Here is a 14,451-nt window from a genome sequence, read left to right as displayed (position 1 = left end):
GTCGGGCGCCGGGCGCTGCTTAATGAGTGGTCGCCGGGCTCACCAGGGTGCCGCGTAGTGAGTTGGGCAGGGCTTCGTCGATGTAAATATCGACGAACTGGCCAATCAGGCGGGGGTTATCGCTGCGGAAATTGACCACGCGATTGGTTTCGGTGCGGCCTTGGAGCATGCCAGGGTCTTTCTTTGAGTAGTCGCTGACCAGAATGCGCTGCACGGTACCGGCCATACGGCGGCTGTTCTCAAAGCCTTGCTGGTTGATGCGCTGCTGCAGGATCGCTAGGCGCTGTTTCTTCACTTCCATCGGCGTGTCGTCAACCAGATCGGCTGCCGGTGTGCCAGGGCGAGCGCTATAGATGAAGGAGTAGCTGAAGTCGAAACCGACTTCCTCAATCAGCTTCATGGTCTGTTCGAAGTCTTTTTCAGTTTCGCCGGGGAAACCAACGATAAAGTCCGAGCTGATCAGAATATCTGGCACGGCAGCACGCAGCTTGCGAATACGGGATTTGTACTCGATTGCCATGTGGTTACGCTTCATCGCTGCGAGGATGCGGTCAGAACCAGACTGCACTGGCAGGTGCAGGTATTTCACCAGCTCCGGGATATCGGCGTGGGCTTGGATGATCGCGTCGGAGAACTCCAGCGGGTGGCTGGTGGTGTAGCGGATGCGGTCGATACCGTCGATGGCGGCTACGGCGTAGAGCAGCTCGGCGAAGTCGGCAATTTTGCCGTCGCGGGTGGTGCCGCGATAGCCGTTGACGTTCTGACCGAGCAGAGTCACCTCACGCACGCCGTGCTCGGCCAGGTGAATGATCTCGGCCAGTACATCTTCCATCGGACGGCTGACTTCTTCGCCACGGGTGTAGGGTACAACGCAGAACGTGCAGTACTTGCTGCAACCTTCCATGACTGATACATAGGCGCTTGGGCCTTCAACGCGAGGCTCTGGCAGGCGGTCGAATTTCTCGATTTCCGGGAAGCTGATATCGACCTGCGCGGTTTTGGTATCGCGGGCTGCGTTGATCATTTCTGGCAGGCGATGCAAGGTCTGCGGGCCAAATACCACGTCCACGTACGGAGCGCGGTCACGGATGGCCGCGCCTTCCTGACTGGCTACGCAGCCACCAACGCCGATCACCAAGTCGGGGTTAGCCAACTTCAGTTCGCGCCAACGGCCAAGTTGCGAGAACACTTTGTCCTGGGCTTTTTCCCGGATAGAGCAGGTGTTGAGCAGAATGATGTCAGCATCTGCTGCATGCTCGGTGACTTCCACGGCCTGATGTTCACCCAGCAGGTCGATCATGCGCGAGCTGTCATACTCGTTCATCTGGCAGCCGTGGGTTTCGATGTAAAGCTTCTTGGTCATGCTTGCTCAGAAATGAGAAATCGAAGAACCGCGCATTATAGGCTTGCCGGGCCAAGGTTCCTAGCGTTGCCTGTCTGAGTGCTGTGCTATGATCCGGGCCCGTCACATCAACCCTTTCATCAGATCTGTAGAGTTATGAGTAGTCGCGATCCTATCTATAAGGTGATCTTTCTCAATCAGGGACAGGTGTACGAGGTTTACGCCAAGCAAGTATTCCAGAGTGACCTTTGGGGCTTTCTGGAGGTTGAAGAGTTCGTCTTTGGTGAGCGCAGCCAGCTGGTTGTAGACCCCAGTGAAGAAAAGCTGAAAGCTCAATTTGATGGCGTGCTGCGTAGCTTCATCCCGATGCAGGCTGTTATTCGCATTGATGAAGTGGAACGTCTGGGAACAGCTAAGATCAGTGAGGCGAAGGGTGGCGGCAATGTCATGCCGTTTCCAATGCCGATGCCTGAAAAGTAGCTGTACGGAGGCTGGCTCGGACTCGAGCCAGCGACTCAGGGCAGCGGGGCGAAGGGTGAACGCAGCAGGTCGGTATTCTGTAGCTCGAGCAAGTAGTTACGGAAGATTTGTCCGAGTACTTGGGTGGCTATTTCCAGTTCCCTGTTGGGCATCTGCGCAGCAATTACGTCTGCATCATCCATGGCTTGATCTGAGCCGTTGACGGCTGCCATTTTCAGCACGATGTAGGCTTGCATGGCGTTTGCGGGCACGCCTTCCCCGTGAAAAAACATCATGCCCAGGCGATATTGTGCTTGAGCATGGCCTTGCAGCGAGGCCTGCTCGAACCAGTGCAGGGCACGGTCAAGGTCGCGCTCAGTACGTTCGCCGGAATAATAAAACTCGCCCAGTTCATACCCAGCTTGCAGGTCGCCGTTGTTGGCGGCTGTCTCGCAGGCTTCGAGGGCGGCAGGCAGCTCTTCTGGCTCACTATTGAGCGCGCAGCTGCCCGTTGCCGGGATCAGCAGGGAGTTGCTGCCAGCAGAAGCAAGCAGTGGTAGCAGGAGCAACAGGCAGCCCAGTGAGAGGGTGCAGCCGGTGCGTTTCATGAAAATCCGTTTACCTCAGAAGCTGAACAGGCGGAAAGCCCGGTGAGTGGGGACCGGGTTGCGAGCGCATTATGAAATAAGCGTTGCTGTTCTTTCAAAGCCTTTACCGGATTTCTTCTGAACTGGCCTTTGTGGCTTTGTTGGCCAAGCCAATCATTAACCAGAGTAGCAGTGGATAGGCGATGCTTAAGAGTATGTGGAACAGGTCTATACGCTGAACTGCCCCCATGAGCCCATGAGTGCCCACAGCCATTCCGGCGATGGCAAACAATGTTGCAGCCAAAACGGCGCTTAACGCACTGAGGCGCTGAGGCCACTGGCTTACGCCGGCATAGAGAATCATCAAGAGGGTGATGAGGCTAATGGCCAGTCGGTAATCATCCAGATGGTTCATTTGCCGGAACAGTTCAAAGAATGCGCACAGTCCTAGCAATAGGCGCCCCCAGGTGGCTCCGCTGAAGAGTTTTCCGGTGCTGAGACTAAGTGCTGAGGCTCCCAGCAAGGGGAAACCGAGGAAGGTGCTGGCTTGGGTCAACCACACATGGGTGGGCTGGGCCACGGGGTCAAAGCCGAAGCGAATGACCCCAGCGGTTGCTGCCGCAGCGGGCAGCAGAAAGCCGAGCAAGGCGCAGAACAGCGCTGGCTGAAGGCTTTCACTGTAGCTTTGACGGGCCTTGCCAATGGCAAAGGTACAGACAAAGCAGGCGAAAGCCAGAATGGCGTCAGTGAGCGCTGTGCTGTATTGCATTAGGCTTTCTTCAGCTCGGCAAAGGCGCGCTCGGCGGCGTCCAGGGTGATTTTCAGCTCCTCATCACCGTGGGCGATGGAGGTGAAGCCGGCTTCGAAGGCGCTTGGGGCCAGGTACACACCGCCTTCCAGCATCAGATGGAAGAAGCGCTTGAAGCGTTCAACGTCGCTGGCCATTACATCGTCGAAGGTGACGATATTGTCGGCTTCGCTGAAATACAGACCAAACATGCCACCGGCTTGGGTGGTAACAAATGGAATGCCAGCCGCATCGGCGCGCTCTTTGATGCCTTTGAGCATACGCTCAGTGTAGTCGGTCAGGGCGGCGTGGAAGCCCGGACGCTTGATCAGGTTCAGGGTGGTCAGGCCAGCAGCCATGGCCAATGGGTTACCGGACAGCGTGCCTGCTTGGTAAACGGTGCCCAGCGGTGCGATGCATTCCATGATCTTGCGCTTGCCGCCGAAGCAGCCGACCGGCATGCCGCCGCCGATGATCTTGCCGAAGGTGCTCAGGTCCGGGTCAACGCCGTAATGAGCTTGTGCGCCGCCCAGCGCGACACGGAAGCCAGTCATTACTTCGTCAAAGATCAGTACCACGCCGTGCTTGTCGCACTGCTCGCGCAGGCCTTGGAGGAAGCCCGGTGCAGGCGGTACGCAGTTCATGTTGCCGGCAACCGGCTCAACGATGATGCACGCCACAGTGCTGCCTACTTCGTTGAGCATCTGCTCAACAGCCGCCAAGTTGTTGAATGGCAGAGTCAGGGTGTGTTGGGCGAAGCTGGCTGGAACACCAGCAGAGCTTGGAACACCTTGAGTCAACAGGCCGGAACCAGCTTTAACCAGCAGACTGTCGGAGTGGCCGTGGTAGCAGCCTTCGAATTTGATGATGTTGTCGCGGCCGGTGAAACCACGGGCCAGACGGATGGCGCTCATTGTGGCTTCGGTGCCGGAGCTGACCATGCGCACCATTTCCATGGATGGCACCAAGCTGCATACCAAGTCAGCCATTTCGGTTTCCATGGCAGTAGGCGCGCCATAGGACAAGCCGTGTTGCAGCTGCTGGCGTACGGCTTCCAGTACGTCGGGATGGCTGTGGCCAAGGATCATCGGGCCCCATGAGCCTACGTAGTCAACATAACGCTTGTTGTCTTCGTCGGTGACATATGCACCTTCTGCATGTTTGAAGAACAACGGGGTGCCGCCAACACTGCGGAACGCACGCACGGGCGAGTTAACGCCACCAGGGATGTGTTTCTGGGCGTTGTTGAACAGCATTTCGGAACGGGACATGGCAGGGCCTCGTAATTTTAAAGCGGGCTGTACGCCCGACATTCATTAATTCGTGTGAAACAGTTGGCTGAAGGCGTGCGCGCGGCGTTCTACTTCTGCCGCTGACTCAGCTGAAAACAAACCGTGGATAACCGCCAGCATGCTTGCGCCGTGGGCAATCAGCTGTGGCGCGTTGTCCAGCGTAACGCCGCCAATCGCAACGATGGGGGCGGTCAGGCGCGCTTTTGCTGTATCCAACAGCTCAAGGTTGGCGCTTGGCGCACCGGGTTTGGTATTGGAGTTATAGAAGCGGCCGAAAGCAACGTAGTCGGCGCCTTCCTTTATGGCTCTATCGGCCAGTTCTAATTGACTGTGACAGGTGCTGCCGATAATCGCCTGACGGCCAAGCAGAGCGCGGGCAGCCGATAGCGAACCATCACCCTGGCCCAAGTGCAGGCCGACGCCAAGGCGTGCAGCCAGTTCGGCGTCATCGTTGATGATCAGCTTGGCGCTGTAGCGTTCGCATAATTCGCGCAGGGCTTCGGCTTCGCGCAGGCGGCGGGCTTCTTCGTTGCTCTTGTCGCGATATTGCAGCAGGCGTGCACCGCCTTTCAGGGCTGCCTCCACATAAGGAAGGAGCCTGCCGCTCAGCAGTTGTGTATCGGTAATGGCGTACAGGCCACTCAATTTCATCGAAGTGACTCCTTCAGCAGAAATCGAGAGGCAGGCGGCGCGGAATGTACTGGCCACGACCGGGCTGTTCGGCATCCCGCAGGGTGCGCCACGTATAGTCCAGTGACAGTTCCACTGCGCTGACCAGTTCTTGCCCTAAGGCCAGGCGACCCGCGAGGGTACTGGCGAGGGTGCAGCCGGAACCATGATAGTTCCCGGGCAGGCGTTGGCAGACAAAGGTGTGTTGGCTGCCATCCCGGCTGTACAGACGGTTGTGTACTTCTTGTTCATCGCCATGCCCGCCGGTGATCAGCAGGTGACGGATATAGGGCAGCAGTTTTTCTGCGCACTCATCTGCACTGCCGTTGGGCAGTTCAGCCAGAATCCGTGCTTCCGGCAGGTTGGGGGTGGCGATGGTGGAGGCAGCGAAAAGACGCTCGCGCATGGCATAGCCGACCTCATCTTTACCCAAGGCGCCGCCGCCGCCTGCACGCAGGACGGGGTCGCAGACCAACGGCACACCGGGAAGGCGCTGCATGATTTCAAGGACCGTATCGACCATCTCCACTGAACCGAGCATACCGAGCTTGACGGCCTGCACCTGCAAGTCATCAATAATCGCGTTGGCCTGTGCCAGCACCCAGTCGCGATCCAGTACGCGGAAGTCGGAAACATCAACGGTATCCTGGACGGTCAGTGCTGTGACAGCAGGAGCTGCATGACAGCCTTGGGCCAGGAGTGCTTCGATATCTGCCTGCAAACCAGCACCGCCTACAGGGTCATGGCCGGACAAGCAGAGAACAACGGGGCGAGAAGTAGGTGTTTTCATGGTGCGCGAGCTTACCATCAAACCGGTCTGAACTGGCGTGGCTAGCACTAAAGCGTTGCTGTAAAAACACTCTTAGGATCATGTAGCAAGGACTCAGTGTGACTGAGTGGTTCTGTAGACAGCCTGTGCTAGAGTCCCTGAATAATATTATTGATACATCAGTGCACTATTAAGGGCGGTCTGGTTGTATGCCTTATATCTTCCTGTGCGTTCTTCTGCTGCTGCCAAGGCTGGCCGATGCGCTGGTATTTGATGAGACCTCCCAGAAAATCCCGTTAGGCACCGAAATTATGGTGTTTGAGGATGTGAGCGGTGACGCGACGGTCGAAGATGTGACGTCTCCCGCCATGCAAGGCCGATTCCGTCCGCACGATGTACAGACGCTGAATGCCGGCCTTTCCACATCGGTGTTCTGGATTAGGGTCGATCTGACCTATCAGCCTCAGCAGCTAAAGGGGGCTCAGCCATGGTGGTTGGTGCTGACCTATCCGCCGCTGGATGATGTCCGGCTGTATCAGGTCAATCCTCAGGGGCTTGTAGCGCTTACTGAGCACACCGGCGATACGCTGCCGTATTCAAGCCGGATGATTAAGCGACCGGATTATGTTTTTGAGCTGCTGCTTGAGCCAGGGCAGCCGCAGACGCTCTATCTGCGTATAGAAACTCAGGGGGTATTGCTCGCACCGCTAACCTTGTGGTCGCCCAAAGCGTATTTGGAGTTTTTTCCCAAAGATGCCTATGCGCTGGGCGCTCTGTTTGGGGTTCTGCTGGTAATGACAGTCTACAACCTGTTCATTTTTATCAGCGTGCGGGATATCAGCTACCTCTATTACATCCTCTATATCACGTCATTCGGGATGTACCTGCTGACACTTAAGGGGCTTGCGACTGAGTTGTTGTGGCCTGAGAGCCCAGACTGGATCAATGTCTCGATGCCATTTTGGATCAGCGCATCGTGCTTGTTTGGCGCTCAGTTCGTGCGCAAGTTCCTGCATATGTCTGAGCACAGCATATGGGCTGACCGCTTTCTAATACTGTTCATGGGTGTTGCGGTTACTGTCATGGTGCTAAGTGTGACCATGGACTACCGACTGCCTATGATTCTGGCGACTTATCTGACGATAATCGGTACAGCTACAGCGTTTTGTTCTGGTTTGCTCGCTTGGTTTAACGGCATGCGGGTGGCCCGGTATTTCATTATTGCGTGGAGTGCTTTGCTGTCGGGGGCTTTGATAAGCGCTCTGATGGGGGTCGGCATCGTGCCCTCCAACCTCTTTACCATGAATGCCAGTCAGATCGGTTGTGCGATTGAGGTCAGTCTTTTGTCGTTGGCCTTGGCAGACCGCATTAATGCATTAAAAGAGGAGCAGGCCAGAGTCCACAAGGAAAGCAGCCTTAAGCTTGAGGGCTTAAACCGAGAGCTGGCGGCCAGTAACCTGCTCAAGGATCAATTTCTCTCGACCGTTACCCATGAGCTTCGTACCCCCATGATTGGTGTATTGGGTTCGTTGGAGTTGATGCAGACGGTGCCAATGGATGATGAGCTGGCTCAGTACCATCAGACAGCCCATGTTTCAGCTAACACGATGATGGGGATGGTTAATAACATCATTCATTTGACTGAGCTGCAGGCGGGGCGCCTGTACCCGCATCGAGAAGCCTACAGCCTGCAGGGCCTGATCTATGGATTGAGGGCCAAGTATCAGCAGCATGCAGCCGCCCGAGGTCTGCAAATGACCGTGAACGTAGATGAGCGCCTGCCTGACATGCTTGAAGGCGATGCCCGTATGGTCAGCCAAGCGCTTAGTTGTTTGCTCGACAATGCTCTCAAGTTCACCCATCAGGGTGGCGTTACATTGAGCTTTTCCTTGGGGGCTGGGACAGGGAGCTTTCTGCCGCTGTTAATAGATATTGAAGACAGTGGGGTTGGATTTACTCCCGCTGAGGGGGCGAAACTCTATGAGCACTTTCAGCAGCTAGACGGTTCCAATACACGGGCCTATGGTGGGTTGGGCATTGGCCTATCGATATGTCGCCAAGTTCTCATGTTGATGGGTGGCGAGGTCTCCCATGAATCAACGCCGGGTCAGGGCACTCTTTTTCACATAGTACTGCCCAATTGCGTGCCTGTGACTCGTGCTGAATCAACCGCAACCCTGCGTAGGGCTGGGGCACCTGTACGCCAGGCAGGCGAATGTAGGGTGTTGTTGGTCAAGAGCAACTTCGCCAACCGTCTGTTGATCCGTGGCATGCTGCTGCGCTTGGGCTACCGAGTGTGTTGCGCCGAGTCCGGTGAAGAGGCGCTGGAGTTTTTGCGTCGCGAGCGGGTGGATGCGGTACTGCTAGACACACAAATGCCTGGCATGGATGGTTATGCAACCTGCCGTGCACTGAGACTGTTACCGGGCTGCGAGATGTTGCCCGTCTTGGCCTTGACCGCTTCACAGCAGCCCGTTGAAAGAGAACGCTATATCGCAGCGGGCATGACAGACTGCCTAGAAAAGCCGGTTAAGTTCGAGCAACTGCGGGAGCTTCTTGATGCATGGGTGTTGTGCCAGCCTGCTTGAGTTGGGCCTTCTAGCCAACGTAAACCGGTATCAGTTGGCGTAAATGTCGCTTTGAGTGCCCATATCATCCCTTTAAGCATGGTCTGAATCCTGATTCACTGAATTGATAATGAATCTGGATTCAGACTATGGCCTATCGCACCACCGCACTCCGTATTGACCGTGATCAGGCGTTGCGCCAGCGCATCGTGGCCTGCGCCTTGGAGCGTGTGGCGCAGGGTGGGTTTGCCGCATTGACCATGCAGGGGCTAGCGGAGGAAGTTGGGATCGCCACCGGCAGTCTGTATCGCCACTTCGCCGGTAAAGGCAGCTTGGCCGCAACGGTGTTTGCAGTGGCCAGCCAGCGTGAGGTGGACGCCCTGGCAGCGGTCATTGAGACGCAAGGTGATCCCGTCCAGCGCCTAAAGGCAGGGGTTGAGCGTTTTGCTGCTCGGGCCTGGAGCAGCCGTCAGCTGGCGTTTGCCCTCATCGCAGAGCCTGTCGAACCTGAAGTGGATGAGCAGCGTTTGCGCTTTCGTGAGGCTTACGCTGAGTTGTTCGCTCAACTGTTGCAAGACGGACAAGCGCGGGGCGTGTTCTGCGTTCAACCTATCAACCTCGTTGCAGCCTGCCTGGTTGGCGCTATTGCTGAAGCGCTGGTTGGGCCGCTTTCCCCTCAAGCCCGCGCGGACCGCGAGGCCGGTTATCCCACCCCAAGCCTGGACGAAGTTAGCCAGGCCCTTGTCACCTTTTGTCTGCGCGCCGTCGGCGCCAAGGAAGCTCAGTGATGAACGCCAGCCAGTACGCCGAAACCCATGAAGTGTTCAACCAGGTGCCCTCCTTGGATGGTGCCAATCTGTATCGCCTCGATTTGCCATTGCAGGAGTGGGTTGCCCGATTCGGCGGGGGGTGGGGGGAGGAACAGCTGCATGCCTACGGTGCACTGGCGGGCGGCCCCCTTATGGCTGCGGGTTTTCTTGCCAATGAGCAAAAGCCCGTTCTGCGTACACATGACCGTTATGGCAATCGTATTGATCAGGTTGACTTTCACCCGGCCTATCACGAGTTGATGAGAACAGCTATTGAGCATGGCTTGCCGTCTTTGCCTTGGACGCATCCGGTGCAGGGGGCCAATGTCGTTCGTGCAGGCTTAGGCTATTTGCACAGTCAGGCCGAGGCTGCATCCGGCTGCCCATTGACCATGACTTTTGCAGCTGTGCCTGCCATTCAATTGCAGCGAGATGTCGCCGAAAAGTGGCTGCCGAAGATTTTGGCGACCGAGTACGACCCGCGTAACGTACCCATGGAGCAGAAGGCTGGCGTCACCATTGGTATGGCGATGACGGAGAAGCAGGGCGGCACTGATGTGCGTGCAAATACCACCCGTGCGTATCCGGTTGGCGTAGGCGGGCCGGGACAATTGTATGAGTTGGTCGGGCACAAGTGGTTCTGCTCAGCCCCGATGTGTGATGCCTTTCTGACGTTGGCGCAGACCGACAAAGGCCTGACCTGTTTCCTCGTACCACGCCATCGCCCGGATGGTTCGCGAAATCAGTTTTATATCCAGCGCCTTAAAAACAAATTGGGTAACTGGGCCAACGCTTCCAGCGAAATTGAGTATCGGGGGGCGTTGGCATGGATGCTCGGTGAGGAAGGGCGCGGGGTGCCGACCATTATTGAAATGGTGGCCATGACCCGTTTCGATTGCATGATGGGCTCTAGCTCGCTGATGCGTCAGGCCCTGACGCAGGCCAGTCACCATTGCGCCAACCGTAAAGTGGGCGGGCGTGTACTGGCGGAACAACCATTGATGCAGAACGTGCTGGCTGATCTGGCCCTTGAAAGCGAAGCCGCACTGGCGTTGACGCTGCGTATGGGGAAGGCGCTGGATAATCCCCATGACGAGCATGAGGCAAAGTTTGCTCGCCTGGTTACAGCAGTGGGCAAGTACTGGATCTGCAAGCGGGCGCCGGAAATGGTCGCCGAAGCCAGCGAATGCATGGGCGGGGCCGGTTATGTCGAAGAAACCATCATGCCGCGCCTGTACCGCGAAGCGCCGGTCAACTCCATCTGGGAAGGTTCCGGTAACGTGCAGTGTCTGGATGTGTTGCGTGCCTTGTCGAAAGAACCAGGTGTCTTGGATGCGCTGTTCCATGAGTTGGGCGACGGCCATGGTGACCGCGCCTTAGCTGCGCACATTTTGCACCTGAAAAAGGCCTTCACTGATACCTCGGACATTCAATACCGCGCCCGCCAGCTGACCGAAGACATGGCGGTTGGTCTGCAGGCCAAGTTGCTGCTGGAGGCAGGTAACAGTGCCGTATCGGATGCCTTTATTAGCAGCCGCATTGCCCATAAGTCGCGGGTTTACGGCACCTTGGAGCGTGGTTTGGATGTCGAGGCGGTGCTGGCGCGCAGCACCCCGGCAGTGCTGTAAAGCCGGAACTCAGGCCAACTCTGAGTTGGTCTGAGCCTCACTGGGCATTGGCGCGTACACGTCGGGCCCAACCCAGGCTCAACATGGCTGCTGCGACGAAGACACTGGCGGCTAGGCACAGGGCCAGTGGCAGACCATTTGAGCCGCTGTTCATCAGTGCACCGCTGAGTAACGGCCCGCTCAGGCTGCCAATGCCCCAGAGCATGCCGACGCAGGCGTTGGCGGTGACCAGATCGCTGCCGCGAAAGTCCTGACCGATTAGCACCAATGCCAGGGTGTAAATACCCCCGGCAGCAGCGCCCATGAGCACCAGGGCTGGCCACAGCAGTTGGCTATGACTGATCAACCACGGGAGTGCGGCCCCCAGCGCCAGGGTTACAACACCGCACAGCAGATGCAGGCTGCGCCGGTCAAGGCGGTCACTGAGCCAGCCTAACGGCACCTGAAACAGCATATCCCCAGCCAGAATAATGCTGGCCATTAACGCTGCAACACCAAGGGCATAGCCGTGGCTGCTGGCATACACAGGGAACAGCGAGAGTACCACCGCATCAAAAAAGGCGAAAAACAGCACACCCAGGCACAGCGCCGGTGCCACCTTAATAAACCCCACCAGAGAGAAGCTGCGTTGTTCGCTTTCTTCTTCGATTGTCTGGTCAGGCAGATAACGGGCAACCAGAATCAGCGCCAGCAGATTGGCCAGGCAGACCAAAATCACCAGCCACGGACTTTGTGCGCCGAGCAGGCTGATCAGAGCCGGACCGACCAGTTGAAATCCAGTGAAGCTAGCAGCGTAGAGGGCAACAATCTGTCCCCGCCGCTGCTCGTCGCACAGCTCATTAACCCATGATTCACCCAGAATCACCGCAATGCCCATGGCCACACCCAGCAGCAGGCGCGACAGCCCCAACAGGATGAGTGAGTCGCCAAATAGCTCCAGTGCTGCCATGCTGGCTACGCTTATGGCAAAACAGGCAACGTACAGATGGCGGCCACTGAAACGCAGGGTGAGCAGACGGGTCAGCATTGCTGCGAGGATCATCCCAGCCGCCGGGACAGCGCTGATCAGGCCGATCAGCAGAGAGCTTGCACCGGATTCATGCAGGCGTAAGGAGACTAAGGGTAATGTGGCGCCCATACTTAGGCCCACCACCGATGCAGTGAAAATCAACAGCGTTAACAACCAGCGTTTCATAACTGACTCAGCCTTTTGGGCAAGACAAAACAGACCGACACCGCGCAGGCAGGCGGTGCACAGCAACACAGCAACTCGGGCTGTTAGCGGTGAGGCGAGAAGGTAAAGGCGAACAGCACACTGCGCCGCCTGCGTTGCAGGGCGTCACGGGGCCAGGTGCGGCACAGCCAGGCGGGACTCGGATGAGTCGCACAGATCGGGGATAGATAGGGCAGCATTTTTCGGGTAAGGCTGGAAAAGGCCGGCAGTCTAGGCACATCAGTACCTAGGGTCAATTGCAACCGGTCGTTTGAACATGATTCGTGCATTCTGGTCTGTGAGAGAGTCACCGACATTCATTAAAAAGGGAGCAACACATGTCGTCAGATTCGGGCTTTGTAGCGGTCAGCAGTGCTGAAGAGGCTGTTGATCGCCTCGTGATGCTTTATCAGCAGGCCAGTCAGGCCCTGCGTCAGGCGCTCAAGGCGTACTTAGCTAACCGTGAACGCCCCAGTGCCGAGCAGCAGCGCTTGTTCCGTTACCCAGAGCTGCGCCTGCACTATGCCTGCCTGGAGGAAGCGCCAGCGAGCGTGCGCGCTTTTGCCAAGGTGCAGGTACCGGGGGAGTACCGGGTCACCGTGACTCAGCCGGAGGCCTTGCGTAAATACTTGCTGGAGCAGCTGCGTCCGTTGCTGGCGGAATTCAGCGTGCAGCTAGAGGTGGGCCTGAGTGAACAGAATATCCCCTATCCGTATGTGGTGGAGCAGGGCGACGAGTTAGGCGGCAAAGGCGTAACGGCTGCCGAGTTGGCGCGGGTGTTCCCGAGCACTGACCTGTCCGCTGCCACCGATGGCATCGCCGATGGCCTGGAAAATTGGGAAGACCGCGAAACCCTGCCGCTGGCACTGTTTGATGCAGCACGTACGGATTTCTCCCTGCGCCGCCTGGTGCATTACACCGGCAGCGATTGGCGCCATGTGCAGCCATGGATTCTGCTGACCAACTATCACCGTTACGTGGATCAGTTCATTCGCCATGGTCTGGATGTGCTGCAAAGCGATTCACGTTTCACCCAAATGGTGCTGCCCGGCAACGTCGTGGTTAAGCGCGGCATGCCCGAAGGCGAGATGCAGGCCATCATCGAAACTGTGGTCTGGCACCGTTACCAAATGCCCGCCTACCACCTTAAAAGTGACGATGGTCATGGCATAACTCTGGTCAATATCGGGGTTGGCCCGTCCAACGCCAAGAACATCACTGACCACCTGGCCGTGCTGCGCCCGCATTGCTGGCTGATGATCGGCCACTGCGGCGGCCTGCGTCAGTCGCAGACGATTGGTGACTATGTGCTGGCTCATGCTTATATGCGCCGCGACGGCATTCTTGACAGGGTGTTGCCACCGAATATTCCACTGCCTGCACTGGCAGAGGTGCAGCAAGCGCTGCAAGAGGCCGCTAGGCAGGTCACCGGCGAGGAAGGGGATGAACTGAAGAAGCGCCTGCGCACCGGCACCGTATTGACCTACGACGACCGCAACTGGGAGCTGCGCTGGGCGCAGGAACGGCCGCTGATCAATCTGTCCCGCGCGGTGGCGGTGGACATGGAAAGCGGCACCATCGCCGCTCAGGGTTACCGTCTGCGGGTGCCCTACGGCACATTGCTGTGCGTGTCAGACAAACCCCTGCACAGTGAAATCAAGCTGCCCGGTGCCGCGGGCGCGTTCTACGAGCGGGCAGTGACCCAGCATCTGCATATCGGTATCGCAGCGCTAGAGCTGTTGCGTGGGCAGGTGACATCGCTGCACTCGCGCAAACTGCGCAGCTTCGACGAACCGCCGTTTCGCTAATGACGGTGGCTGGCAAGGCGCAGGTGCAGGATCGGGAAGGGACGGCCGCCACCATCTAATGGTGAGCGGCTGACGACTTCAAAACCCTGGCTCAGGTAGAAGGCCACAGCCTGTGGGTTCTGCTCGTTCACATCCACTTCGGTTGCGCCGAGGCGATTGATGGCATCGTTCAGCAACGCCTTGCCAAGCCCCTTGCCGTGGGCTGCTGGGGCCACAAAGAGCATTTCCACCTTGCCCTCAGCTGAGCCGGAAAAGCCTTGAATAGTGCCCTGCTGATCACGGATGCAGGTCAGCTGCAATTGAGGAAAATACTGGCTAATTAGCAAAGGTTTGATCAGTTGCAGATCAGCTTCGGGTAGAAAATCGTGGGTGGCGCGCACGGCGGCCTCCCATACCTCAACGAGGCGCGGCAGTTCACTGCTGGAGGGTGTTTCAATCTGCATGAATAACGTTCCTGTCTTCTGCGATGTGTGAGTGTCTCGGTTAAACTGACGGCATTTCTTGCCAGTTACAGATCAGTC

Annotated in this window: 13 protein-coding genes; 5 read left to right on the top strand and 8 right to left on the bottom strand. The window is 57.4% G+C overall.

Features of this window, described 5'->3' with window-relative positions; translation table 11 throughout:
- Positions 1 to 19: 19 nt before the first annotated feature.
- A complete protein-coding gene (gene miaB / locus WG219_17320; GenBank protein ID WXL25046.1) occupies positions 20 to 1,363 on the bottom strand; it encodes a tRNA (N6-isopentenyl adenosine(37)-C2)-methylthiotransferase MiaB in 1,344 nt (447 codons plus the stop codon).
- Positions 1,364 to 1,498: 135 nt separating this feature from the next.
- Here miaB and WG219_17315 point away from each other — a divergent pair, with 135 nt between their 5' ends.
- Positions 1,499 to 1,822 (top strand): DUF1820 family protein, encoded by a 324-nt coding sequence (locus WG219_17315; protein WXL25045.1) that lies wholly within the window; start codon positions 1,499 to 1,501, stop codon positions 1,820 to 1,822.
- Positions 1,823 to 1,857: 35 nt separating this feature from the next.
- Here the strand turns inward: WG219_17315 and WG219_17310 are convergent, their stop codons facing one another.
- The 5 genes from WG219_17310 to WG219_17290 form a co-directional block, all read right to left on the bottom strand.
- Positions 1,858 to 2,409: a tetratricopeptide repeat protein gene (locus WG219_17310; GenBank protein WXL25044.1), complete on the bottom strand. Its 552-nt coding sequence runs from the start codon at positions 2,407 to 2,409 to the stop codon at positions 1,858 to 1,860.
- A gap of 103 nt (positions 2,410 to 2,512) precedes the next feature.
- Positions 2,513 to 3,157 carry a hypothetical protein gene (locus tag WG219_17305; protein WXL25043.1) on the bottom strand — a complete coding sequence of 215 codons (645 nt, stop codon included), beginning with the start codon at positions 3,155 to 3,157 and terminating at the stop codon, positions 2,513 to 2,515.
- On the bottom strand, positions 3,157 to 4,446 hold the full coding sequence (gene hemL / locus WG219_17300) for a glutamate-1-semialdehyde 2,1-aminomutase (protein ID WXL25042.1): 1,290 nt from the start codon (positions 4,444 to 4,446) through the stop codon (positions 3,157 to 3,159). Before hemL ends, WG219_17305 begins: the two co-directional genes overlap by 1 nt.
- A 45-nt stretch (positions 4,447 to 4,491) precedes the next feature.
- Complete coding sequence (thiE, locus tag WG219_17295; protein ID WXL25041.1) at positions 4,492 to 5,118, bottom strand: thiamine phosphate synthase; 627 nt, start codon at positions 5,116 to 5,118, stop codon at positions 4,492 to 4,494.
- Between the two features lie 13 nt (positions 5,119 to 5,131).
- Positions 5,132 to 5,926 (bottom strand): bifunctional hydroxymethylpyrimidine kinase/phosphomethylpyrimidine kinase, encoded by a 795-nt coding sequence (locus WG219_17290; GenBank protein ID WXL25040.1) that lies wholly within the window; start codon positions 5,924 to 5,926, stop codon positions 5,132 to 5,134.
- Between the two features lie 188 nt (positions 5,927 to 6,114).
- On the opposite strand from WG219_17290, the gene WG219_17285 reads away from it, so the two are divergent.
- From WG219_17285 to WG219_17275, 3 genes are all read left to right on the top strand, one after another.
- A complete protein-coding gene (locus WG219_17285; GenBank protein WXL25039.1) occupies positions 6,115 to 8,493 on the top strand; it encodes a 7TM diverse intracellular signaling domain-containing protein in 2,379 nt (792 codons plus the stop codon).
- A 128-nt stretch (positions 8,494 to 8,621) separates the two neighbouring features.
- Positions 8,622 to 9,260, top strand: coding sequence for a TetR/AcrR family transcriptional regulator (locus tag WG219_17280; protein WXL25038.1), 639 nt, complete (start codon positions 8,622 to 8,624; stop codon positions 9,258 to 9,260).
- Positions 9,260 to 10,909, top strand: a complete 1,650-nt coding sequence (locus WG219_17275; GenBank protein ID WXL25037.1) for an acyl-CoA dehydrogenase family protein — start codon at positions 9,260 to 9,262, stop codon at positions 10,907 to 10,909. Before WG219_17280 ends, WG219_17275 begins: the two co-directional genes overlap by 1 nt.
- 37 nt (positions 10,910 to 10,946) lie before the next feature.
- Here WG219_17275 and WG219_17270 read toward each other — a convergent pair whose 3' ends face one another.
- Positions 10,947 to 12,104, bottom strand: coding sequence for an MFS transporter (locus WG219_17270; GenBank protein ID WXL25036.1), 1,158 nt, complete (start codon positions 12,102 to 12,104; stop codon positions 10,947 to 10,949).
- Between the two features lie 356 nt (positions 12,105 to 12,460).
- Here WG219_17270 and amn point away from each other — a divergent pair, with 356 nt between their 5' ends.
- Complete coding sequence (amn, locus tag WG219_17265; protein ID WXL25035.1) at positions 12,461 to 13,930, top strand: AMP nucleosidase; 1,470 nt, start codon at positions 12,461 to 12,463, stop codon at positions 13,928 to 13,930.
- On the opposite strand, the gene WG219_17260 is transcribed toward amn, so the two are convergent.
- Positions 13,927 to 14,373 (bottom strand): GNAT family N-acetyltransferase, encoded by a 447-nt coding sequence (locus tag WG219_17260; GenBank protein ID WXL25034.1) that lies wholly within the window; start codon positions 14,371 to 14,373, stop codon positions 13,927 to 13,929. The genes amn and WG219_17260 overlap by 4 nt on opposite strands.
- Positions 14,374 to 14,451: the final 78 nt, after the last annotated feature.

It is taken from the genome of Pseudomonas mendocina (assembly GCA_037482215.1).
In the GTDB taxonomy this organism is placed as follows: domain Bacteria; phylum Pseudomonadota; class Gammaproteobacteria; order Pseudomonadales; family Pseudomonadaceae; genus Aquipseudomonas; species Aquipseudomonas mendocina_E.
The sequence above is the reverse complement of the archived record's forward strand: the minus strand, read 5'-3'. Positions and strand labels throughout refer to the sequence as shown.

Coding starts and splice junctions, on each gene's coding strand:
- miaB (WXL25046.1), bottom strand. CDS start 1,363: ATGACCAAGAAGCTTTACATCGAAACCCACGGCTGCCAGATGAACGAG.
- WG219_17315 (WXL25045.1), top strand. CDS start 1,499: ATGAGTAGTCGCGATCCTATCTATAAGGTGATCTTTCTCAATCAGGGA.
- WG219_17310 (WXL25044.1), bottom strand. CDS start 2,409: ATGAAACGCACCGGCTGCACCCTCTCACTGGGCTGCCTGTTGCTCCTG.
- WG219_17305 (WXL25043.1), bottom strand. CDS start 3,157: ATGCAATACAGCACAGCGCTCACTGACGCCATTCTGGCTTTCGCCTGC.
- hemL (WXL25042.1), bottom strand. CDS start 4,446: ATGTCCCGTTCCGAAATGCTGTTCAACAACGCCCAGAAACACATCCCT.
- thiE (WXL25041.1), bottom strand. CDS start 5,118: ATGAAATTGAGTGGCCTGTACGCCATTACCGATACACAACTGCTGAGC.
- WG219_17290 (WXL25040.1), bottom strand. CDS start 5,926: ATGAAAACACCTACTTCTCGCCCCGTTGTTCTCTGCTTGTCCGGCCAT.
- WG219_17285 (WXL25039.1), top strand. CDS start 6,115: ATGCCTTATATCTTCCTGTGCGTTCTTCTGCTGCTGCCAAGGCTGGCC.
- WG219_17280 (WXL25038.1), top strand. CDS start 8,622: ATGGCCTATCGCACCACCGCACTCCGTATTGACCGTGATCAGGCGTTG.
- WG219_17275 (WXL25037.1), top strand. CDS start 9,260: ATGAACGCCAGCCAGTACGCCGAAACCCATGAAGTGTTCAACCAGGTG.
- WG219_17270 (WXL25036.1), bottom strand. CDS start 12,104: ATGAAACGCTGGTTGTTAACGCTGTTGATTTTCACTGCATCGGTGGTG.
- amn (WXL25035.1), top strand. CDS start 12,461: ATGTCGTCAGATTCGGGCTTTGTAGCGGTCAGCAGTGCTGAAGAGGCT.
- WG219_17260 (WXL25034.1), bottom strand. CDS start 14,373: ATGCAGATTGAAACACCCTCCAGCAGTGAACTGCCGCGCCTCGTTGAG.